Source organism: Streptomyces sp. NPDC053048 (assembly GCF_044547045.1).
Lineage (GTDB): Bacteria > Actinomycetota > Actinomycetes > Streptomycetales > Streptomycetaceae > Streptomyces.
The window spans coordinates 271,365-292,699 of record NZ_JBITZS010000002.1; the positions used below are offsets into that span (position 1 = coordinate 271,365).

A 21,335-nucleotide genomic window follows, 5' to 3' on the forward strand; every position below is an offset into this window, starting at 1 on the left:
ATGACCGTGGCCGAAGGCCTCAAATCAGCCATACGCGAGCGCGTTTCCGCCCACCGCGAGGAGCTCCTGTCGCTCAGCCGCCGCATCCACGCGCACCCCGAGACGGCCTTCGCCGAACACCGGGCGGCCGCCTGGTGCGCCGAGGCCCTGAGCGGCCACGGTTTCGCGGTCACCGCCCCCGCCCACGGCCTGGAGACGGCCTTCTCCGCGACGATCGGCTCGGGTCCCGTGACCGTGGCCATCGCCTGCGAGTACGACGCGCTGCCCGGCCTCGGCCACGCCTGCGGCCACAACCTGATAGCCGCCGCCGGCGTCGGCGCGGCGCTGGCGCTGGCCCCCCACGCCGACGAACTGGGCCTGACGGTACGGGTCCTGGGTACTCCGGCCGAGGAGCGCGGCGCGGGCAAGGCGCTGCTGCTGGAGGCCGGGGCCTTCGAGGGCGTCGACGCGGCGATGATGGTGCACCCGTGCCCGTTCGAGGTCGCGGAGTTCCGCTCGTTCGCGCTCGGCACGCTCTCGGTGGAGTACCGGGGCCGGTCGGCGCACCCCAGCCTCAACGCGCACGAGGGCCGCAACGCCGCCGACGCCCTGACGGTCGCTCAGGTCGCCCTGGGGCTGCTGCGCCAGCAGTTGCCGCCGCACTGGAAGGTGCACGGCGTGACGACGAGCGCGGGCACCCGGCCCAATCTGATCCCCGACCGGGCCACCGCCGAGTACGAGATCCGCGCCTCGGCCGCGGAGGACCTGCGCGAGCTGCGCGAGCGCGTGGAGGCCTGCTTCCGGGCCGGCGCACTGGCCACCGGCTGCGAGGTGACGCTGACGCGTCCCGAGCCGGACTACCTCGACTTCCGCACGGACCCCGCCCTGATCGCCCTGTGGCAGGCCAACGCCCGTGCGCTGGGCCGCCCCGAGCCCGAGCAGCGCGAGGCCTTCGCCTGCACGGACATGGGCAACGTCTCGCACGCCGTGCCGTCCATCCACCCCGTCCTCGACATCACCGGCGGCGCCTGCGGCCCGCACGAGCCGGAGTTCGTCCAGGCGGCGGTCTCGGCCGAGGCCGAGCGCGCGATCCTCGACGGCGCGGTCGGCATGGCCTGGACGGCGGCCGACTTCGCGGCCGCGCGCACGGCGGGCTAGGGCGTGTCCGCAAAGTCGCGGCGTACGCCCGAAGGGCGTGGCCCGCGGCGTCTGGTGCGTGCGATCGCAAGGCGGAGGGTCGCCCTCGTACTGGGCGTACTTGGGCGATCCCGACAACGCAGCGAGCGTGCGTGCCAGGCGTCGCGGGCCAGGCGCGACTTTGCGGACACGCCCTAGCGCCCCGCGCGAACACCGGAACGCCGGACGGCTCCCCGAGCCCGTCCGGCGTTCCCGTCGTGCGTTCTCTGTCGTGCGGCTTACTTCTTCAGCGCCTTGGCGATGTCGTCGATGACGACCAGGCTCGCCAGCGGGCCGCCGCGCGTGGACCACACCGAGCCGTTCACGGTGACGGTGTGGTTCTTCTTCACCGCGTTCAGCTCCTTGTACGCGGGCTTCTCCTGGACGTCCTTCAGCGCCTTCTCGCCGTCGGCGGTGAGGGTGGACAGGAACAGCCAGTCGCCGTCGATCTCGTTGATCTTCTCCAGGCTGAGCGCCGGGGTGTGGGCGTTGCCGTCCTTGTCCTGGGCCTTGGGGCGCTTGAGGCCCATGTCCAGGGCGACGCCGGAGGCGAACTGCTTCTTCTCCATCCAGCTGGGGCCGTCCGGGTTCCAGCGGACGATGGAGACCTCGGCGCCCTTGTTGTCGCCCAGCTCCTCGCCGGTCTTCTTGGCCTTGGCCTCGTAGTCGGCGATGACCTTGTTGGCCTTGTCCATGCTGTTGACGGCATTGGCGATGCCCCGGAAGGACAGCTTCCAGTCGTCGGTGGGTGCCATGGTGACCAGGGTGGCCGGGGTGATCTCGCGGAGCTGCTTGAGGACCTGCTGGTCCTGCATGTCACCGGCGAGGATCAGGTCGGGCTTGGCGGCGATGACCTTGTCCATCACCGGCTGCAGCAGGTTACCGACGACGTTGACGCCCTTGACCTTGTCCTCGAGGTAGGCCGGGGGCTTGTTGAGGCCCTGGCCGTTGGTGATGCCGACCGGCTTGATGCCGAGCGCGAGCACCGCGTCCAGGTCCTCCTGGGTGAGCGTCACGATGCGCTTGGGGTTGGCCGGGACCTTGACCGCGGTGCCCGTCGCGTCCTTGACCGTACGGGTGCCGCCGCCCGCCTCGGACTTCGTGTCGTTCGCCTTGTCGGACTTCGAGTCCGAGTCCGAACCGCAGCCGGTCAGGAGCAGGGCGGCCGCACCCACAGCGGCGAGAGCCTGAGCCGCACGGCGCGGCGCGGTGAGGAAAAGGCGGTCGGGCGAGGTCATCGAAGGCTCCGGGCGTCGAAAAGAAGTCAGAAAACAGGGGTAAGCCGTCCGTGCGAGGAATGACCCACATCGGACGCAGGTGATATTAGGTTAGCCTTACCTTAAAGTCACCCCGCAGGGGGCCTCGCCTCCGCGGACCCCCGTCCGACCTACCCCCGCCGCCTCATTTCTGACGCAGGAAAAGCAGCCGGGCGAGCACCCCCGGCCTGCGCGAGCGGGGGCGGCCGGAGGCTCCCCCGCCTTCCCGGGGAGCGTCCGGGCGCTCCTCGACGATGACCGGCGCGGGTTCGGGTTCGGGCTTGGGGCGATGGGCGCGATAGGCCTCGGCGCGCACATAGGCGCCGAGCGCACGCGCGGGATCGATGCGCATGACGTCACTCCTGCTGTCGTACTGCCGGCATGCGGAAGCATGCGGAAACGGACACACGAAACGCCCCGGCCCCAGGAAGGGCGGGGGCGTCGTTCCGCTCAGCAGCGCAGGACCGAGTGACGGGCGTGGCCGGGGTCGACGACGGCGTCGCCGGGCCGGGCCGGCGCCTGCCGGCCGGAGAGCCCCCCGGCACCCCCGGCGGCAGCCGCCAGGGCCAGTGGACGGCCGCCCAGCGGCCGACCCGACCGGCCCGGACGCGGAACGCGCCGTTCCGGCACGCACGCGGCGTATTCGTCACAGGAGCCGTCGGCGGCGGGACTCGAGGCGGGGGGCCGCTCCCGGGCGGAGGCATACTCCACGACCTCCGACGTCACACCGGACAGCACCATCACCAGGGAAGTCAGCACCACGACCACAGCCCGCACCGCGGGCTGCAGCAGTACAGCACGACCCCACATCGACACAAACCAAGCGTAGTCGGTCAGTCACCTTACGTGCATTCCGTCGATCGAGTGAGATTACGGAGTGGAGTACGACATCTCAGTACTTGGCGGTCCGATAACAACACTGGCCGGTTTCCGCCCCCTCCCCCAAGGTCCGCTCAACGGCAGGGGCGTTGACGGAGTCCTGCGGTACGTACATGTCCCTTCACGCGGAGAGGCAGAACAGATGACCGCACGCACGGTACGCAGAGGACTGGTGGGGGCCGCCCTGACGGTCACCATGGCCGCCACGGCCCTCACCACGACCGCCTCGGCCGACACCGGCCGCGACCGCGACCCGCACGCCGCCACCCGGGCCGTGATGGACGCTCAGGTGAAGGCCGGGATCCCCGGAGTACTGGGGCAGGTCCAGGACGGCAACGGGACCTGGAACGCCTCGGCCGGCGTCGCCGACCTCAGGACCGACCGCAAGCGGCTCCCCCAGGACCGTTTCCGCGTCGGCAGCGTCACCAAGGCGTTCGTCGCCACCGTCCTGCTCCAACTCGAGGCCGAGGGCAGGCTCGACCTCGACGACAGCGTCGAGCGCCACCTGCCCGGACTCGTGCGCGGCAACGGCAACGACGGCCGCCGCATCACCGTCCGCAACCTGCTCAACCACACCAGCGGAATCTTCAACTACACCAACGACCCCGACGTCCTCGAGCGCATCACCACGGGCTTCCTCGAGCACCGCTACGACACGGCCACGCCGAAGCAGCTGGTGGCGGCCGCGATGAAGCACCGGCCGGACTTCGAGCCGGGCAAGGGCTGGAACTACTCCAACACCAACTACGTCCTCGCCGGAATGATCGTCGAGAAGGTGACCGGCCACTCCTACGGGTCCGAGGTCGACAAGCGCATCGTCGACAAGCTCGGCATGCGCTCCACCACCGTGCCCGGCACCTCGGTCCGCATGCCCTCCCCGCACGGCAGGGCCTACAGCAAACTGCTGTCCGACAAGCCGGACGCCAAGATCCACGATGTCACCGAGCTCAACCCCTCCTGGGCCTGGGCGGCCGGGGAGATCATCTCCACCACCGGTGACCTCAACCGCTACTACCGCGCACTGCTGGGCGGCAAGCTGCTGCCCGAGCGCCAGCAGAAGGAACTGCTGACCACCGTGCCGACGGGTGACGCCGCCGGCACCGGGTACGGGCTGGGCCTCATGAAGGCCAAGCTCTCCTGCGATGTGACGCTGTGGTTCCACACCGGCGGCATCCACGGCTCGACCTCACTGGCCTCGGGCACCGAGAACGGCCGGCACACCGCCTCGTTCAACTTCAACGGCGACTGGACGGCCGACATCGAGGGCCTGATCGAGGCCGAGTACTGCAACACCAAGCCCGCCCCGGCCGCCAAGGCGAACCCGGCGCTGAAGCAGCTCACCTCCCTGCGCTGACCCGCACCACCGCACCACCGCGTCATCGCGTCATCGCGTCATCGCGCTCAGGGGCACCGGCGACCGCCGGTGCCCCTGAGGTGCAGGAGGTGTAATCCGGTCCGATCCCGGCCAGGATCCTTGGGCCGGAAAGTTCCGGAAGGTTTTTCGATGGTGTGCGATGGTGAGGAGCGGGCCGTGGAGCAACGGGAACGGGCGGAGTCGGCGGCCCGGCAGGCCGCCGCGCAGCTCACCGCGCGGGATGTCCGCGGCGTCGCCCTGACGTGGGTGGACAACGCGGGCATCTCCCGCGTCAAGGCCGTCCCCACGAGCCGGCTCGCGCACGCCGCCCGCTGGGGCGTGGGCGCCTCGCCCTCCTTCGACGTGTACCTCGTCGACGACTCCGCCGTCACCAGCCGCCACATCGGCGGCCCCGACGGCGACCTGCGGCTCTTCCCCGACCTGGACCGGCTGACCGTCCTCGCCGCGCAGCCCGGCTGGGCGTGGGCGCCGGTGGACCGCTACGAGCAGCAGGGCGTGCCGTACGTGGCCTGCCAGCGGGGGTTCGCGCGCCGGATGGCCGACGCGGCACAGGCCCGCGGGCTCCGGCTGAGCATGGGCTTCGAGACCGAATGGGTCGTCACCCACGCCAACGGCCACGAGCCGCCACGCTACGCCTGCTCCGGGCCCGCCTACGGCATGACGCGGATGATCGAGCTGTCGGACTACCTCCGCGACGTGCTGGACGCGCTCACCGCGCAGCGCGTCGAGGTGCTGCAGATCCATCCGGAGTACTCGCCGGGCCAGTTCGAGGTGTCGGTCGCGCCCACGGACCCGGTCGACGCGGCCGACCTGTCCGTACTCGTCCGCGAGACGATCCGGGCGGTGTCGCTGCGGCACGGTCTCGACGCCTCCTTCGCCCCGGTCGTGGAGCCCGGCGGGGTCGGCAACGGCGCGCACCTGCACCTGAGCCTGTGGCAGGACGAGCGGAACCTGTGCCGGGGCGGCGACGGCCCGTGCGGCATGACGCGCGAGTGCGAGGCCTTCCTGGCCGGGGTGCTCCGGGAGCTGCCCGCCCTGCTCGCCCTGGGCGCGCCCACACCGGCGAGCTATCTGCGGCTGGAGCCCTCGCGCTGGGCGGGGGTCTACCAGTGCTGGGGCCTGGAGGCGCGGGAGGCCGCGCTGCGCTTCATCACCGGCGCGCCGGACGACGTCCTGGGCGCCAACGCCGAGGTCAAGTGCTTCGATCCGGCGGCCAACCCGTACCTGGTGACGGGCGCGGTCATCGCCGCCGGGCTGGCGGGGCTGGACGAGGGGCTGGTCCTGCCGGCCCCGGCGGCGGGCGATCCGGCCGTCACCGGCGGGCAGGTGCGCCTGCCCACGTCGCTCGCGGAGGCGCTGGAGCACTTCGAGCGCTCGGAGCTGCTGCGCACCGCGCTGGGCGATCCGCTGTTCGAGGCGATCGCGGCGGTCCGCGCGGGCGAGGTGAAGCTGTTCGAGGGTCTGGCCCCGAAGGACATCGCCTCCGCGACCCGCCGACGGTACTGACGGTGGCCGCTGTGCGCATACCGCCGCTGGTGGACCACCACTGTCACGGGGTGGCCCGTTCCGCGCTGTCGGACGAGGCGTTCGAGGCGTTCCTGACCGAGTCCGACGCGCCCGCCGCGCCCGGTACGAGCTTCTTCGACACCCAGCTGGGCTTCGCCGTGCGCCGCTGGTGCGGGCCGCTGCTGGGCCTCGCACCGCACTGCGCGCCCGGTGACTACCTCGAGCGGCGGCGGGAGCTCGGCCCGGCGGAATCCGCCGGCCGACTGCTGGGCGCCTGCGGCATCGCCGACTTCCTGGTGGACACCGGGCTGACCGGTGATCTGACGAGCCCCGGCGAACTGGCCGCCGCCGGCGGTGGCGCCGCCTGGCACGAGATCGTCCGCCTGGAGCATCTGGCGGAAGGGGCCGCCGACGCGGCCGGGAGCCTCTACGGCTTCCTCGACTCCCTGGCCGCCTCGGTGCGGGAGAGCGCCCGCACGGCGGCGGGCTTCAAGTCGGTGGCGGGCTACCGGCACGGCCTGGACCTCGATCCGGCGCGGCCGGGATCGGGCGAGGTACGGGCCGCCGCCGACCGGTGGCTCGCCGGGCGGACGGCGGGCGAACGGCTGGCCGACCCGGTGCTGCTGCGTCATCTGCTGTGGTCGGCCGCGGACACCGGGCTGCCGCTGCAGTTCCACACCGGCTTCGGCGACCCGGACCTGCGGCTGCACCGCTGCGACCCGCTGCTGCTGACCGACTTCGTCAAGGCCGTACGGCCCACCGGCTGCACGGTCGTCCTGCTGCACGGCTACCCGTACCACCGCAACGCCGGGTACCTGGCGGCCGTCTTTCCGCACGTCTACGCCGATGTGGGCCTGTCGCTGTCGCACACCGGGGCGCGGGCGGAGGCGGTGCTGGCGGAGATGCTGGAGCTGACGCCGTTCGGGAAGCTGCTGTTCTCCACCGACGCATACGGCTTGCCGGAGCTGTACGTCGTGGGCGCCGAGCTCTTCCGCCGGGCCCTGGCGCGGCTGCTGGCCGGCTGGGTCGGCGAGGGTGCCTGGGCGGCCGGGGACGCGGAGCGGGTGGCGGCCATGGTCGCGGCGGACAACGCGCGGCGGGTCTACCGGTTGTAGGGGCCCCAGCGCATCGTTCGGGTGAAGCTCTCCGCAAAACCGCCCGTGGCCGCCGCCCCCTCGGGAGCATGTCGGAACATGCGACATCCGATGCATGTCCTCGGCTCCCTGGCCCTGGCCGGGGCTGCTCTCACCGTCCTCCTCGCACCGCAGGGCGCCCAGGCGGCCACGGGTACGTTCGTGTACCACGCCCAGCGGGACAAGGCGCGGCACGACCTGACGAACCCCGTCGACGGCCGCTGTTACCCGGTCGGCGACGCCCATGGCGTCACCGGCAACGAGACCGACCGGGCGGCCTATCTCTACGACACACCCGATTGCCGCGGCGCGGCCTCCTATTTCCCGTCCGGTTTCTACGGTCAGCAGACATTCCACAGCGTGGCATTCATCCGCTAGCTCGTACAGCAGTGCGCAATCACCCCTCCGGTTCCCCTGATACGGCGGGAACGATTTCGCTACTCTGGGCGGTCGAGCCGCCTACGCGGGGAGGACCGCAATGAACACCGGCCAGCCGTGGAGCATCGAGCGCATTCGCGACGCTCTCGGCAGTCCCGACCTCTCCCACCGCTTTTCCCGCGAGATCGGCCGCGCCCCGGCTCACGAGGTGCTGACCGTCTTCGCGAAATGGCAGGGCATCGCCGAGCGCACCCTCGCGGCCGTCGAGCGCGGCAGACAGGCCGCGGCCGCCCAGGCGGCGGGCGGCGAGGTCCCGGGCGACTGGATCGACATCACCCGGAAGGTCCAGGAGGACGCCGCCGTCGTTCGCGCCCGCGGGGCCGCGTAGAGCTGACACCCTGATCAGGTGTACGCGCTCAAGTACGACGCGACGATAGCCGCCGTCTGGGACTCGCTCCCGCCGCCGGTGAGCGAACAGCTCAGCGACGTCCTCGCCGCGGCCTGCACGGACCCCTTCGCGGCGACCGTCCCGTACGGCGAGGACGACGGGATCATGCGGATGCTGGTGCTCGACGAGGTCTTCGTCGTCATCTATCTGGGGCACCGGACGAAGACCCTGCACATCTACCAGATCGACTACCTGGGCTGAACGGACCGCGCGAGGTCCGCGAGGACGGCGACGGCCCGGTCGAGCTCGTCCTCGGTGTTGTAGTAGTGCGGCGAGAGCCGCACCAGCGGGTGGACGCCGCGCTCCTCGTCGTCGAGGTGCGAGGTCTCCGGCGTCGTGACGCTCACGTTCACGCCGTGCCGGGCCAGCGCCGCCTTGACGTCCGGTGCGGCGACCGCCTCCACACTGGCGGTGACGATGGCGCACCGCTCCCGCCCCAGGTCGTACGTGCGCACCCCCGGCACCTCGTCGATCCGCTCGCGCAGGGCGGCCCCCAGTTCCCGCGCGCGCCCGCCGATCGCGTCCGGGCCGAGCTCCAGCGCCTGGCGGACGGCGCTGCCCAGGCCCAGGACGTTGGAGTAGCTCATCTCCCACGTCCCGAAGCGCCGCGCGCCCTCGCGCCAGGTGAAGCCCCGTTTGCCGTCCCACACCGACGCCGCCGTCTCGTTGACGGCCGGCTCGAGGCGGTCGAGGACGCCGGGGCGTACCCACAGGAAGCCGGTGCCGCGGGGCCCGCGCAGGAACTTGCGGCCGGTCGCCGAGAGCATGTCGCAGCCGATCTCCTCGACGTCGACGGGGAACTGGCCGACCGACTGCGTGGCGTCCAGCAGGAACGGCACCCCGGCCCGGCGGGTGATCCGTCCGATGGCGGCGACCGGGTTGACCAGGCCGCCGCTGGTGGGGACGTGGCTGACGCCGACGAGCTTGACGCGCTCGTCGACGAGGTCCGCCAGCGCCGCGGTGTCCAGCTGCCCGGACTCGTCGTTGGGGACCACCACGATCTCGGCACCGGTGCGCTGGGCGACGTGCAGATAGGCCAGCACATTGCTGCCGTACTCCGAGCGGCCGGTCAGGATCCGGTCGCCGGGCCGGAAGCGGACGGAGTAGAAGGCGGCCTCCCAGGCGTGGGTGGCGTTGTCGAACAGCGCCACCTCCTCGGGCCGTCCGCCGATGAGTTCGGCGATGGCGCCGTAGACCGCCTCGATGGCCGGCAGCTGTTCGTTCGCCGCCTCGTAGCCGCCGATGCGGGCCTCCAGCTCCAGATAGGACGTCATGGTGTCCAGGGTGCGGCGGGAGAGCAGGGCGGCACCCGCGTTGTTCAGGTGCACACGGTGCGCGCATCCGGGGGTGTCGTTGCGCAGTGCGGCGATGTCCATGGACGGCCCTTCTCCTGGTGGTCGGTGCATGGGTCTGCCGTACACACCTCTGCCCAGGAGGACGGGCGTTCACGTCCGGCGTGTCACCACGGAACGCGGGTGGTGCCGTATCCGCGCCGGGGGCCCTGTCGTTGTCCCGGCAGGGCAGCGGGAGGGCCGAGGACATGCGCATCCAGATCATCACAGCGGGCACGATGGGCTCCGTCGCCCCCTACACGGGCCTGGGGCACCGGCTGCTGGCCGAGGGCCACGAGGTGGAGATCGTCACCCACGCGAGGTTCACGGACGTGGTGACCTGCTGCGGTCTGGGGATGCGGCCGCTGGAGGCGGATCCGTTCGAGGAGCTGCTGGGGGTGCACAGCCGCGCCCAGGGAGCACGTTCGCCGCGGGTCGTCCTGGGGTTCGCCCGTGCCGTCGAGCGGGCGGCACTCACGCTGGTCGACGGGATCCTGGCCGCGCTGGACCCCAAGGCCGACGTGGTCCTGCTGTCGTCGATCGCCGCGCCGATCGGCCGCGTCGTGGCGCGCTACCACAACGTTCCGAGCATGGGGGTCTTCCTCCAGCCGGACGTCCCCACGGCCGCGTTCGCCCCGTGCACGATGCCCTGGAAGCCGCCGGGCCCCGCCAACCGGCTGCGCGGGCGCGCCGCGAACGGTGTGCTGGACGCCCTGTACGCCGCCGCCCACCGCAACCTGCACGCGCGGCTGGGGCTCGCCCACCGCAGCGGCCACCGGCTGCGCGCCGAGCGGGAACGGGACCGGTGGCCCATCTGGCACGGCTACAGCCCCTCGGTGGTGCCCCGCCCGGCCGACTGGCGCCCCGGCCTGCGCGTCGCCGGGTACTGGTGGCCGCACGAGTGCGCCGACTGGGAGCCGCCCCGGCCGGTCACCGACTTCCTCGCGGCCGGCCCGCCGCCGGTGTTCGTGGGGTTCGGCAGCATGATGCCCGGCGACTCCGAGCGGCTGGGCGAGCTCACGGCCCGCGCGCTGCGGCAGGCGGGGCTGCGCGGCATCGTCCAGTCCGGCTGGGCCGGGCTGGACGTGGCGGGGGACGACGTCATCACCGTGGGCCCGCTGCCGCACGGCTGGCTGATGCCGCGCACGGCCGCCGTGGTCCACCACGCCGGGGCCGGGACCACGGCGGCGGGGCTGCGCGCCGGGGTGCCGGCGGTTCCGGTGCCGGTCCTGACCGACCAGCCGTGGTGGGCGGCCCGGCTGGCACGGCTGGGGGTGAGCCCGGGGGTGCTGCCGTTCGCCGACCTGACGGTGGGCCGGCTGGCCGGGGCCCTGCGGCGCGCCACGGGCGATCCGCGGTTCGCCCGGCGGGCCGTCGAGCTGGCCGGGCGGGTGGGCCGGGAGGACGGGGCGGGGGCGGTCGTCCGCGCGGTCGCGGAGACGGTGCGTTGAACGGCACGTCAAGGGGGCCGGGCAGGGGGTCGTACGGGATGAGGGAGCGTCGTCCATGACACCGCACACGTCCGCCCCGGGCCTGGCACCGCACGCCCTCCCGGGCCCGGCGGGCACGGCCGCCGGGCAGGCCATGCCGCCCCTGGACGCCTGGCTGTTCCGGCACCAGAGCAGCGGGGCGATGTGCATGACCGACGGGGTCATGGCCTGGTTCGAGGGCTCCCCTCCCACACCGGCCGGGCTGCGCGAGCGGGTGCGGGAGCGGTGGGGGGCGTACGAGCGCCTGCGCCTGACGCCGGACGTGGCGGCCTCCGGTCCCCGTGCGTGGCCCCGCTGGACGACGGGGCCGGGCTTCGCCGTCGAGCACCACGTCGTCGAAGGCTCCGGAAGTACGAACGCGTCGGCGGAGGCGGTGGTCGGGCAGTTGCTGGCCCAGCCGCTCGGGCCCGCCCGGCCGCCGTGGCAGCTGCGGCTGCTGCCGGCCGACGACGGCTTCGCGCTGCTGCTGCGCGCGCATCACGCGCTGCTCGACGGGGGCTCGCTCATCGCGCTGCTGCGTGCCCTGCTCGACGCCCCGGCGGCGCTGCCGGGCCCGCGTGCCCGCCGCTCACCGGCTCCCCCGCCGGCCGGTCCGGCCCGGCCGCCGCGCCTGGCGGGCATGCTGGCGGATCTGGTGCCCCGGGCGCGGCCGTTGCCGTTCCACGGCGCAGTGGACGCCCGGCGGGTGGTCTCCTTCCGCCGGCTGACCGTCGCGGAGGTGAACGGCGCGCGCGACGCCCTGCCGTCCGGGCGGGCCTCGGCCAATGCCGTCTTCCTCGCCGCGGCCGCCGGTGCGCTGCGTGCCACCGGTGCCGTGGGGCGGATGCTGCTGCCGGGCGGCGTGTGCGCGATGGTGCCGGTCGATGTGCGCGGGGAGGACGAGGCGGCGGTGCTGGGCAACCGGTATGCCACGGTCCGGGTACCGCTGCCGTTGGGCGGCGGGCCGCTGCGGAGGCTGGCGGCGGTGGACGCCTTCACCCGGCGGGCGGCGCTGAAGGAGCGGGCGCGGGCGCAGGCGCGGCTGGTGGCGTCGCGGCCGCGGCGGCACGGGCTGCTGGGCGACATGCTGGGCCGCTACGCGGACTCCCCCTTCTACTCGTCCCTGCTGTGCAGCAGCGGGGCGACGCACGCGGGCCGGCTCATGCTGGGTTCCGCGTCGCTGACCGGCCTCGCGGGGCTGCCTCCGCTGAGTCCCGGACACCCGTTGGCGGTGACCATGTTCACGCACGACGCCAACGCGGTGGTGACGGTGGTTACCGATCACGGTCACCGTGATCTGGCGGAGGAGATGTCCTCCGCGATCCGTGCGGAGATCCTCGCGATGCGCCTGTGAACTGCTGTCCGTGCCCGTGGAGTACCGGGCATATGGGCAGTAACGTCCCACCGTCGGCTCTCGTTTCCTCTGGTGAAGTTCCCCCACGAAACGGAGACCCCCCGTGCCGACGCGTACCGCACTCCTGGAAGAGGTCATTCCGCTCACCCTCGACGGTTACGCGTACAGCGGCCGGGTCATCCACCAGCCGCACGCCAGAATGGCCCCGGTCGTCCTGGTGGGGGGTGCGTTCCAGCACCAGAACGCCTGGGGCCGCCTGGAACAGGGGTTCCTGGAGGCGGCGAGCGTCATCACCGTCGACCTGCCGGGCTGGGGCGGCGCGGACCGGCTGCCCGCCCGGTACGGCTTCGACTTCCTCGCCGAGGCGCTCGACCAGCTGCTCGCCAAGGTCGCGCCCGCCCCGGTGAACGTCCTCGGCGGGTCCTACGGCAGCGCCGTGGCCTACCAGTGGGTGCGCGACCACCCCGGGCGGGCCGAACGGATCGCGCTCGTCGGCACCATGTCCCACCTGGCCGATCACGTCCGCGCCCGTATCGAGCGCACCCTGAACATGGCGGAGAGGGGGCGGCGGGCGGAATTCGTCGAGTGCGTCATCGACACCATGGTGTGCGCCTCGCCGCGGGTCACGGTCTCCCGGCGGTCGGCGATCACCCGGTGCCTGCGCCGTGCCCTGCACGACATGACGGCGGACGACCTGGCCAAGTACAAGGAGAACACGCAGCGGCTGCTGACGTGTTCCCGGCTCCCGGGCGGCCCGTCCGTACGCGTCCCGGCCCTGGTGACCACCGGTGAGCACGACCCCCTCAGCACTCCCGCGCTCAGCCGGGAGGCGGCCACCCGGCTCATGGACGCCCGCTTCACCACGTTCAAGGACGCCGACCACCTCGTCCACCTCGAGCGCCCGGCGGAGCTGGTGGACCTGATGACCCGCTTCTTCTCCGGCGAGCCGCTGGCGGGCCTGGAGTACTGCCACCCGGTGGAGCGCGTCCGGCACCGGGCGCCGATGAGCACACTTCCCTCGCCGCGCCTCTCCAACGAGCCCTGAGCGGGCCCGGCCCCCGCTCGTGGCGGGCGGCCGGGCCGTCGGGCACCGCGCGGGTCAGTCCTCGTGCGCCCCGTAGGGCAGTTCGCGCAGCTTCAGCGAAGTGCGCGCGCCGTAGGCGTAGTCGAGCATCTTCGCGGCGTCGGGGTAGCGCCCGGTGCGGTCGTCGAGGACGACGCCCACGACCGTGCGGCCGGCGCGCCGGGCGGCGAAGACCAGGCAGGGGCCGGCCGCCCTGGTCGACCCGGTCTTGATGCCCACGACCCCGTTGTACGACCCCAGCAGCTTGTTGGTGTTGTACCAGGTGTAGAGCCGGTTGACGTTGGTCGCCTTCTGCTGGGTGCTGAGCGACTTCATCACCGTCAGCAGCGTGCCGTCGCCCATCGCGTGCCGGGCGAGCCGGGCCAGGTCGCGCGGGGTGGAGTAGTTGGCGCCGCCGGCGGAGATGCCGTCGAAGGAGTCGTAGTGCGTATTGCGCATGCCCAGCGCGCGGGCCTTCTTGTTCATCTTCGCCACGAACGAGGCGGTGCGCTCCCGCTCCGTCGCGCCCTCGCCGAAGGTGTCGGCGAGGGCGTAGGCCGCGTCGCAGCCCGAGGGCAGCATCATCGCGTACAGCAGTTGCCGGACGGTGAGTTTGTCACCGGTGCGCAGGTCGGCGGTGCTGGCCTGGTTGCGCTGGACCCAGTCGCGGTAGGACTGCTTGACGGCGACCTGCCTGCCGAGCTGTGCCGCGTAGTGGTCGACGACCACGACGGCGGTCATGATCTTGGTGGTGCTGGCCATCTGCCGCTTGGTGTCGGGGGCCTTGCCCCACGGCTTGCCGTCCGGTCCCCGGTCGAGGTACGCGCCCTTGGCGCCGATTCCGGTCGGGCCGCCCGCGGCGTGGGCGGTGGTTGTCGGGAGGGTGACCGCGATGGCCGCGGCCGACGCGGTCAGCGCCGCTCCCCAGCGGCGGACCACACTTCCCCCACATGGCTCCATGGAGTCTCCAGAATTCCTCGCTCGCCGGTGACGGGGCGAGGCTCGTCGGGATGAGGCGAGCGAATGCTTGCACCTGGCGCCACGCGAGATGAAATCCGTTCACTAATGAGTGAAGACCATCGGATGATTTCCCGATGGTCGAACGCAGTTGTATGAACGAAATGGGGAGTACCCGTACCTGTGTGGCACGGATACTCCCCGGTTCCCCCACCTGACGAACGGTGGTCACTCCTGCCGCGTCAGCCCGCGCAGACACCCCGCGCGTAGTCGAAGGTCGCGCTCTGCTGGGAGTACTTCCACTCCGGGTCGAGCAGCTTCGCCTCGAGCTGCTTCGCGGCCTCCGGGCTCTCGACGATGTAGCCGAAGTCCTGCAGCCAGGAGGGGTAGAGGTTCTTCGAACCGATGTAGAAGGCGGAGCTGTCGACCGACACCAGCTTGTGGTGCAGCGCGTACGGCTTGCCGTCGGCCCATGTGGCGTTCGGGGAGCTGCGGAAGGTCGCCAGCTGAAGGTTGGAGCACATGGCCGCCTTGGCCTTCTGCTGATCGCCGGTGACCAGGGCGAGGCGGTTACGGAGCGTGTCGCTGATCTCCGACAGGGACTTGATCTGCGAGTAGCCGCCGCTGCCGACCGCGCCGCGGTTGGCCGGGTCACTGACGACGATGCGGACCTTCACGCCGGCCGCCAGCTTCGCGGCGAGCGTGTCGTACAGGCGCACGTCGTAGCGGGGCAGCGGCGGGCAGGTGGCGTTCAGGTCCTGCTGGGAGATGACGACGCTGCGGTCGGCGCTCGCCACCAGGGCGCGCAGGGCGCTCTCCTCGGGGTTGACCGTGTCGTAGTCGCGGTCGGCGTTGGTCCGGTCCGGCAGGCCGACGACGCACTTGGTGTCCGGGGCGCCGGGCAGCTGCGGCTTGAACGGCGAGGTGGGGTCGGAGTCCTTGATGCCGACACCCAGGCCGCCCACGGCGATCACGGGGACGTTGCCCGTGGGGCCGGCGGGGGTGGGGTTGGCGTCCTTCTCCATCGTCGGCATGCAGTCGCCGCCGGCGGCCGCGAACCAGACGCTGGCGACGTTGCCCTTGTTGCGGCACGTCCACGTCCAGAGCGTGTCCAGGTAGCGGCCGGCGGAGCTCGCGGCGGGGCCGGTCAGGGCCAGGTCGACGTCCGTCACCGGGTGCGCGGTGTCGACGTAGTCGTCCTTCCAGCTGTTGATGCCGCCGGTGACGGCCGACTCGCCGTCGACGACGAGGAGCTTGGAGTGGTTCCAGGAGAAGGCGGTCTTCGACGTCGTCATCGATGCCACGTTCAGCGTGATGCTGTCGGCCGCCTTGCCGAGCCGGGACTTCAGGTCGTCGCGGTACTTCGAGGGCAGCACGTTGATGTGGTAGACGGGCGCGGCGCCGACCAGGACGCGGACCTTGAGCTTGTTCCCGGACTCGGCCGCGGTCTTCAGGCCGGCGGCTATCGCGTCCTGGAACGCGCCGTTGGGGAAGGGCGCGAGGGTGGAGATGTCGACCGTGCGCTTGGCCTTGGAGATGTTCTCCGTCATCTTGGCGAGCAGCCGCTTGGTGCCCGGACGGTCGGCGCACTTGTCGTCGCCCCAGCAGCCGGGGGTCTGCAGCAGCCAGTCGGAGGGGTCCGCGGCGGAGGCGTCCAGCTTGTTGCCGCTGGTGCGCTGCCAGACGTCACCCTCGAAGCCGGGCGAGACCTGACGCAGCGTCTTCTCCACCGCGTCCAGGTGCGGGGTGGCGGAGGTGTCCGCGAAGGCGGGGGCCGCGGGGAGGGCGGCGAGGACGACAGCCGAGAGCGCCGTGGCGCGGGCGAGACGGTGTAAACGGCGGGGCCGGGGGCCGGGCAATGTACATCCTTAAACGAAGGAACGATTCCGCGGAAACGGAACGTGAACGAAGATCAACGGGCAGAAGCTATCAGGTACCCGCACCCGTACATCTCACGTATGACACGCGGTTCGGCCACCCGTCCTCAGAGGTACGGAGGACCGCCTCCCGGATGGATGCCCCCCGATACGCCTTGGCCATAGCTTCGTGATCACTGTCACGAAGAGAGGGTCACATGTACGGCAAGGCATTCGCCCCCGAATACCGCGGCGCGCTCGGCGAGCTCTCGGTGAACTCCTCCCTCGAGGAGGTGCTGGACAGGGCGGTGGAGCAGCGCCGGCGGGCCGAACTGGCGGGTTCCGCCCTGGAGTCGGCGCACGCCGGGCTCGCCGTCGCCGAGGCGAGCCGGCGGCTGGGCCGCGTCGAGGAGGCCGAGCGGGCCTGGAAGGACAGCTACCGGGCCGCCCGGCGGGCCGGGGACCAGGGCGCGATGGCGTGGGCCGTGTGGAGCGGCGGCACGCTCGCCCGGCAGCGCGGTGAGCTGGCCCTGGCCCGGCGTTGGCTCGCCGTCGCCGCCGAACTGGCCGAGCGCGGCGGGGACGTCGTCGCCCGCGGCTACTCGCTGGCAGGACTGGCCGAGACCGGTCGCATCCAGGGCGACTACCAGGCCGTCGGCGAGCTGCACGAGAAGCTGCTGGCCGAGGCCAGGCGGCGGGGCGAGGCCCGGCACACGGTGTGGGCGCTGGAGGGCATCGCGCAGATGCACCGCAACACCGGCTCCTACGACACGGCCCTGGAGATGTTCGAGGAGGCGGCTGCGATAGCGGAGAAGGCCGACGACGCGCGCGGCCATGCGTGGGCGCTGCGCGGCATCGCCGACGTGCTGTCCCTGCGGGGCGAGACCGGCAGGGCGCTGGAGCTGCTGACGCGGGCCGAGGACGCGTGCCGCCGGATGCGCCTGGCGAGCGCGCTGGCCTACAACCACAAGATGCGGGGCAACGTCCTCTTCCGCGCGGGCCGTTACGAGGAGGCCCGCGCCACCTACAGCGGGGCCCTGGAGGAGTTCCGGGCCATGGACGAGCCGCGGGGCACCGCCCTGGCCACGCTCGGCCTGGTCAAGGCCCGCGCGCGGCTGGGCCGGGACGCGGCGGAGACCGCCGCCGACCTCGACGCGCTGGACCGCACGCTCGGCGCGCTCGGCCTGCGGCACGCCCAGGAGATGGTCGGCAAGGCCCGCGCAGAGCTCGGGGTCTCCGCGTGAGCGCGCGGCCGGGCCTGCGGGTGACGAGCCCGCCGCCGCTGGTGCTCGAGCGCTGCCGGGAGCTGACCGAGCCGGCCCTGCGGGCGGCCGTGCGGACCCTGCACCCCTGGCCGCGACGCATGGCCTCCTTCTCGCTCGGCTGGTGCGCCGCCGACGGCACCCCGACCGCGGCCGACGGCGGCAAGGGCATCCGCCGGGCCCTGGCCGTGCTCGGCGCGGAGGCCGTGGGCGCGCCGGAGGAGGCCGCCGTGGCGGCGGCGGTGTCCGTGGAACTGGTGCACACCTTCTCCCTGGTGCACGACGACGTGATGGACGGCGACGAGCGGCGGCGGCACCGGGACAGCACCTGGAAGGCCTTCGGCACCGGCCCCGCGGTCCTCGCGGGAGACGCGCTGTTCGCGCTCGCCGTGGAGACGCTGGCCGGGGCGGACGGCGCGCACGGCGCGGCTGCCGTGCGCCATCTGACCGCCGCGCTGCGGGAGCTGGTGCGGGGCCAGGCCGACGACCTGCTCTTCGAGTCCCGGCCGTGGACGGGGCCCGAGGCGGTGCGGGTCGCCGAGTACGAGTCGATGGCGGCCGGCAAGACGGGCTCGCTGCTGGCCTGCGCCCTGGCCCTGGGGCCGGTGCTGGCGGGTGCCTCCCCGCTGCGGGTGGACGCGCTGGCCGAGGCGGGCCGGCATCTGGGGACGGCCTTCCAGGCCGTGGACGACCTGCTGGGCGTGTGGGGCGACCCGGCCGCCACCGGCAAGCCCGTCCACGGCGACCTGCTCCGCGGCAAGAAGACGCTGCCGGTCCTCGCGGCGCTGGCCGCGCCGGGCCCGGCCGCGCGCTCCCTCGCCGCCCTGCTCGGCTCCGGCGCCCCGCTGGACGCGGCGGCCGCGCGGCGGGCGGCCGCTCTCGTCGAGGAGGCGGGCGGGCGGGAGGCCACCGCCGCCGAGGCCCGTCGCCACGCCGAGGCCGCGCAACGCTGCCTGGCCGGCGCGCCGTTCGCGCCGGGCGCGATGGGCGAGCTCGTGGCGCTTGTCGACTTCCTGCTGGAGCGGACGCTGTGACGGGGCGCGCGGGGATGCCCTAGTGGACGGCCGTGTACCGGCCGAGGGTGATCTGCGCGAAATGGGTCAGTGAGCGGGTGCCCGGGGCGAAGTAGGCGCTGTGGCCGTGCGCGCCGTCGGAGGGTATCGGGCGGGCGCCGAAGGACGCCGACGTCGGGTCGGCGCCGTGGCCCAGGCCGAGGACGCGGACGTTCGGGATGCGGCCGATCCAGTCGGCGCTGTTGCGGTGGGTCGCCCAGACGCGGGCCCCGGTGCGCAGGGCGGCGGCGGAGTCGGCGCGCACGCCGGGGCTGCCGAGGACGACGAGGTCGGCGGCCTCGGTGCCGTCGATGGCGGGTGCGGCCAGGCCGCAGACGACCGAGCCGTAGCTGTGGCAGAAGACGGCCGGCGGCGCGGCGGCGGTGCCGGGGGCGGCCAGGCCGGCGAGGAGGCGTTCCAGGCGCGGGGCGCCCGCTTCCGCGAGGCGGCCGGTGGCGGCGTCGAGGCCGATGCCGACCGGGGTGGTGTAGCCGGCCCAGGCGATCACGGCGGTGGGGGTGCCGGGGGCCTGCCGGGCGAGTTCGGCCTTCAGGGAGCGGGCCATTCCGGCGGGGGCGCCGTACTGGTCGTGGGTGCGGTCGAAGGAGGCGAGGTCGATGTCGGAGCCGGGGACGACGACGGCCGTGCGGTGGGCGGTGGCCAAGTCGCCGTAGACCTCGGCGATCTGGCCGCGTCCGCGGGGGTCGAAGGCGAGGATCTGTCGTCCCGGCTCGAGGAGCCGCGTGTAGCGGTCGGCGAGGTCGGCGGCGCGCCGCCGCTCGGGGGCGGTGCTGGAGGTGTCGGCGGCGCGAGCGCGTTCGCGGTCGCGTTCGGCGGTGATGGCGCGGCGGTTGGCCTCGTAGCGCAGGGTCACCGGCGCCCCGTCGAGGTTGCCGACGACGAGCGGGTGGCGGGCAGCCAGTTCGCGCTGCTCGTCGGCGGGGACGCCGGCGAAGAAGCGGGCGATCTCACGGGGAGCGGCGGTGGCGGGGTCGGGGAGGGTGCGGTGCAGGCTGTGGTCGGCGCGCCAGGCGGCGGTGCCGGCCGGCGGGCCGGTCACCGCGGTCTGCTCGCCGCCGACGGCCCAGCCCGCCGTGCCGGCCATGACGGTCGTCGTGACGGCGGCGGCGACCAGAGTGCGCTTGAAGCGGCGCATGAGTGCATCTCCCTCGTGTGCGGTGACGAGGGGGAACGTAGAAAGGAGGTGGATGACGCGGCGTCACCCCATGGAGCCAACCGGTGGGTGATACCGGGGTATGACAGGGGTGGGGTGGGCCCGGGGTGTGCCGTCAGGTCCGTATCGGGCCTCCGCGCCAGGACGGCAGGGCTCTGCGGCCCACGGCGACGTCGAAGGCGGCGCGGGCGAGCAGGCGGGTGGAGTCCAGGGTGGGCAGCGGGGAGTCGCCGGGTGTCACCAGGAGCGGGAGCTCGGTGCAGACGAGGGCGACCGCGTCGCAGCCGCGCCGCGCCAGCCGCTCGATGACGCGTGTGCAGTGTGCCCGTGCGGCGTCGGTGAACCGGCCGTTGACGAGTTCGCCGAAGATGACGCGGTCGACGGTGCGGCGGTCGTCGGCGTCCGGCAGTTCGGCCGTGATGCCGCGGGAGGCGAACGTCCGGGGGTAGAGGGGCCCGTCCATGAGGTACCGGGTGCCGAGCAGGCCGACGCGCCGGTATCCCTCGTGCTCGGCCCGGTCGGCGACGACGCCGGCGATGTGCAGGCCCGGCAGGGGCAGGTCGGCGCCGGGCAGTTCCAGTGCCATGTGCGCGGTGTTGTCCGGGCAGACGAAGAAGTCCGCCCCGGCGCGGGCGAGCCGGTGCGCGCTCAGTGCCAGCGTCCGGCGGACGGTGGCGTGGTCGCCCTCGTCCCAGGCGGGCATGGAGCGCGCCATGGCGATGAGGTCCATGGTGACGTCGGGGTGGTCATGAGGTCCCAGTCGCGCGAATCCTTCCTGGCAGAAGGTCCGGAAGCACAGGGCGGCGCCTTCGGCGCTGTGCGCGAGAATTCCGAGGTGCTTCACATGGGCTCCCACGGGTGCGGCGTCCATCCCCTCGCTTCCCGGCCCGGCCGGGGGCACGTGGACCTTCGCCACATCTTCGCGGGAAATCCGCGCCACCGCGACAGGCCCTGACCGCCCTACGGTAGGCACATGATCAAGGACTCCCATGCCATCACACCGGACATCCTGCTGCGCCCGGTGACCCCGCACGACGCGGCGGCCCTCGCCCGTGCCTACCGGCGCAACCGCGAGCACCTGCGGCCGTGGGAACCCGAACGTGCCGAGGCGTTCTTCACCGAGGAGGGCCAGGCGGCCCGCCTGGCGGACCTGACCGCGCTGCGGGCGGAGGGGCGGATGATGCCCTGGGTGCTGGCCGGGGACGGCGGCCGGGGCGAGATCGTCGGGGTGGTGAACCTCGCCAACATCGTCCACGGCGCCTGGCGCAGCACCAATCTCGGCTACTGGGTGGCGGCCGACCACGCGGGCCGGGGCCTGGCCACCGCGGCCGTGACGGCGGCGTGCCGGGACGCCGGGGAGCGGCTGCGGCTGCACCGCATCGAGGCGGGCACCGTCGTGGCCAACGCCGCTTCCCGGCGGGTGCTGGTCAAGTGCGGCTTCGAGCTGATCGGCACCGCGCGGAACTACCTGCACATCAACGGGGCGTGGCGCGACCACGTCCTCTTCCACAAGATCCTCAACGACCGGGGCCCGGCCACCTGAGGCGGGCCGCGGCCAGGCCGGCCGAGGGGCCGGAAGGCGGCTTTTCCGGCACGTCGCGCAGTCGTCCGGGGACGGTCGGTGACCGCTTCGGCGGGCGCGTTCCGCGTTTCCCAATCGCATCGGAATCTATGGCTCGCCGTGGCA

Annotated in this window: 21 protein-coding genes; 13 read left to right on the forward strand and 8 right to left on the reverse strand. The window is 73.0% G+C overall.

Annotated features, from left to right (window positions below; translation table 11 throughout):
* The gene (locus ACIG36_RS06345; protein ID WP_399922845.1) at nt 1-1,137 is read left to right on the forward strand and encodes a M20 family metallopeptidase; all 1,137 of its coding nucleotides are present in this window, start codon (nt 1-3) and stop codon (nt 1,135-1,137) included.
* Nucleotides 1,138-1,394: 257 nt separating this feature from the next.
* On the opposite strand, the gene ACIG36_RS06350 is transcribed toward ACIG36_RS06345, so the two are convergent.
* From ACIG36_RS06350 to ACIG36_RS06360, 3 genes are all read right to left on the reverse strand, one after another.
* A complete protein-coding gene (locus ACIG36_RS06350; protein WP_399922848.1) occupies nt 1,395-2,393 on the reverse strand; it encodes an ABC transporter substrate-binding protein in 999 nt (332 codons plus the stop codon).
* A gap of 163 nt (nt 2,394-2,556) precedes the next feature.
* Entirely contained in the window at nt 2,557-2,763 is a 207-nt protein-coding gene (locus ACIG36_RS06355) for a hypothetical protein (RefSeq protein ID WP_399922850.1), read from the reverse strand.
* A 98-nt stretch (nt 2,764-2,861) separates the two neighbouring features.
* Nucleotides 2,862-3,227, reverse strand: a complete 366-nt coding sequence (locus tag ACIG36_RS06360) for a hypothetical protein (protein WP_399922853.1) — start codon at nt 3,225-3,227, stop codon at nt 2,862-2,864.
* A gap of 205 nt (nt 3,228-3,432) precedes the next feature.
* Here ACIG36_RS06360 and ACIG36_RS06365 point away from each other — a divergent pair, with 205 nt between their 5' ends.
* The 6 genes from ACIG36_RS06365 (at nt 3,433) to ACIG36_RS06390 (ending at nt 8,331) form a co-directional block, all read left to right on the forward strand.
* Nucleotides 3,433-4,644, forward strand: coding sequence for a serine hydrolase domain-containing protein (locus tag ACIG36_RS06365; protein WP_399922856.1), 1,212 nt, complete (start codon nt 3,433-3,435; stop codon nt 4,642-4,644).
* A 150-nt stretch (nt 4,645-4,794) separates the two neighbouring features.
* On the forward strand, nt 4,795-6,171 hold the full coding sequence (locus ACIG36_RS06370; protein WP_399922859.1) for a glutamine synthetase: 1,377 nt from the start codon (nt 4,795-4,797) through the stop codon (nt 6,169-6,171).
* Entirely contained in the window at nt 6,168-7,286 is a 1,119-nt protein-coding gene (locus ACIG36_RS06375) for an amidohydrolase family protein (RefSeq protein ID WP_399923970.1), read from the forward strand. The genes ACIG36_RS06370 and ACIG36_RS06375 overlap by 4 nt, the downstream gene beginning before the upstream one ends.
* Nucleotides 7,287-7,364: 78 nt before the next feature.
* Complete coding sequence (locus ACIG36_RS06380) at nt 7,365-7,682, forward strand: hypothetical protein (RefSeq protein WP_399922862.1); 318 nt, start codon at nt 7,365-7,367, stop codon at nt 7,680-7,682.
* Between the two features lie 100 nt (nt 7,683-7,782).
* Nucleotides 7,783-8,070, forward strand: a complete 288-nt coding sequence (locus ACIG36_RS06385; RefSeq protein WP_399922865.1) for a hypothetical protein — start codon at nt 7,783-7,785, stop codon at nt 8,068-8,070.
* Between the two features lie 18 nt (nt 8,071-8,088).
* Nucleotides 8,089-8,331: a hypothetical protein gene (locus ACIG36_RS06390; protein WP_399922868.1), complete on the forward strand. Its 243-nt coding sequence runs from the start codon at nt 8,089-8,091 to the stop codon at nt 8,329-8,331.
* On the opposite strand, the gene ACIG36_RS06395 is transcribed toward ACIG36_RS06390, so the two are convergent.
* On the reverse strand, nt 8,319-9,506 hold the full coding sequence (locus ACIG36_RS06395; RefSeq protein WP_399922871.1) for an aminotransferase class V-fold PLP-dependent enzyme: 1,188 nt from the start codon (nt 9,504-9,506) through the stop codon (nt 8,319-8,321). The genes ACIG36_RS06390 and ACIG36_RS06395 overlap by 13 nt on opposite strands.
* A 164-nt stretch (nt 9,507-9,670) precedes the next feature.
* Between ACIG36_RS06395 and ACIG36_RS06400 the strand changes: the two genes are divergently transcribed.
* The 3 genes from ACIG36_RS06400 to ACIG36_RS06410 all read left to right on the forward strand — a co-directional run bounded on the left by ACIG36_RS06400 (nt 9,671) and on the right by ACIG36_RS06410 (nt 13,329).
* Nucleotides 9,671-10,912, forward strand: a complete 1,242-nt coding sequence (locus ACIG36_RS06400) for a glycosyltransferase (protein WP_399922874.1) — start codon at nt 9,671-9,673, stop codon at nt 10,910-10,912.
* Between the two features lie 55 nt (nt 10,913-10,967).
* On the forward strand, nt 10,968-12,284 hold the full coding sequence (locus ACIG36_RS06405; protein WP_399922877.1) for a wax ester/triacylglycerol synthase domain-containing protein: 1,317 nt from the start codon (nt 10,968-10,970) through the stop codon (nt 12,282-12,284).
* A gap of 103 nt (nt 12,285-12,387) precedes the next feature.
* Entirely contained in the window at nt 12,388-13,329 is a 942-nt protein-coding gene (locus tag ACIG36_RS06410) for an alpha/beta fold hydrolase (protein WP_399922880.1), read from the forward strand.
* Nucleotides 13,330-13,383: 54 nt separating this feature from the next.
* Here the strand turns inward: ACIG36_RS06410 and ACIG36_RS06415 are convergent, their stop codons facing one another.
* Nucleotides 13,384-14,307 carry a D-alanyl-D-alanine carboxypeptidase family protein gene (locus ACIG36_RS06415; RefSeq protein ID WP_399922883.1) on the reverse strand — a complete coding sequence of 308 codons (924 nt, stop codon included), beginning with the start codon at nt 14,305-14,307 and terminating at the stop codon, nt 13,384-13,386.
* A gap of 239 nt (nt 14,308-14,546) precedes the next feature.
* On the reverse strand, nt 14,547-16,163 hold the full coding sequence (locus ACIG36_RS06420; protein ID WP_399922886.1) for a phospholipase D-like domain-containing protein: 1,617 nt from the start codon (nt 16,161-16,163) through the stop codon (nt 14,547-14,549).
* 215 nt (nt 16,164-16,378) lie between these two features.
* Between ACIG36_RS06420 and ACIG36_RS06425 the strand changes: the two genes are divergently transcribed.
* Together ACIG36_RS06425 and ACIG36_RS06430 are read left to right on the forward strand one after the other, a co-directional pair.
* On the forward strand, nt 16,379-17,404 hold the full coding sequence (locus tag ACIG36_RS06425) for a tetratricopeptide repeat protein (RefSeq protein WP_399922889.1): 1,026 nt from the start codon (nt 16,379-16,381) through the stop codon (nt 17,402-17,404).
* Nucleotides 17,401-18,456 (forward strand): polyprenyl synthetase family protein, encoded by a 1,056-nt coding sequence (locus ACIG36_RS06430; protein WP_399922892.1) that lies wholly within the window; start codon nt 17,401-17,403, stop codon nt 18,454-18,456. Before ACIG36_RS06425 ends, ACIG36_RS06430 begins: the two co-directional genes overlap by 4 nt.
* A 19-nt stretch (nt 18,457-18,475) precedes the next feature.
* Here the strand turns inward: ACIG36_RS06430 and ACIG36_RS06435 are convergent, their stop codons facing one another.
* Nucleotides 18,476-19,630, reverse strand: a complete 1,155-nt coding sequence (locus ACIG36_RS06435) for an alpha/beta hydrolase (RefSeq protein WP_399922895.1) — start codon at nt 19,628-19,630, stop codon at nt 18,476-18,478.
* A 133-nt stretch (nt 19,631-19,763) separates the two neighbouring features.
* Nucleotides 19,764-20,519: an aspartate/glutamate racemase family protein gene (locus ACIG36_RS06440; RefSeq protein WP_399922898.1), complete on the reverse strand. Its 756-nt coding sequence runs from the start codon at nt 20,517-20,519 to the stop codon at nt 19,764-19,766.
* 102 nt (nt 20,520-20,621) lie between these two features.
* Here ACIG36_RS06440 and ACIG36_RS06445 point away from each other — a divergent pair, with 102 nt between their 5' ends.
* Nucleotides 20,622-21,191 carry a GNAT family N-acetyltransferase gene (locus ACIG36_RS06445; protein WP_399922901.1) on the forward strand — a complete coding sequence of 190 codons (570 nt, stop codon included), beginning with the start codon at nt 20,622-20,624 and terminating at the stop codon, nt 21,189-21,191.
* Nucleotides 21,192-21,335 lie beyond the last annotated feature (144 nt).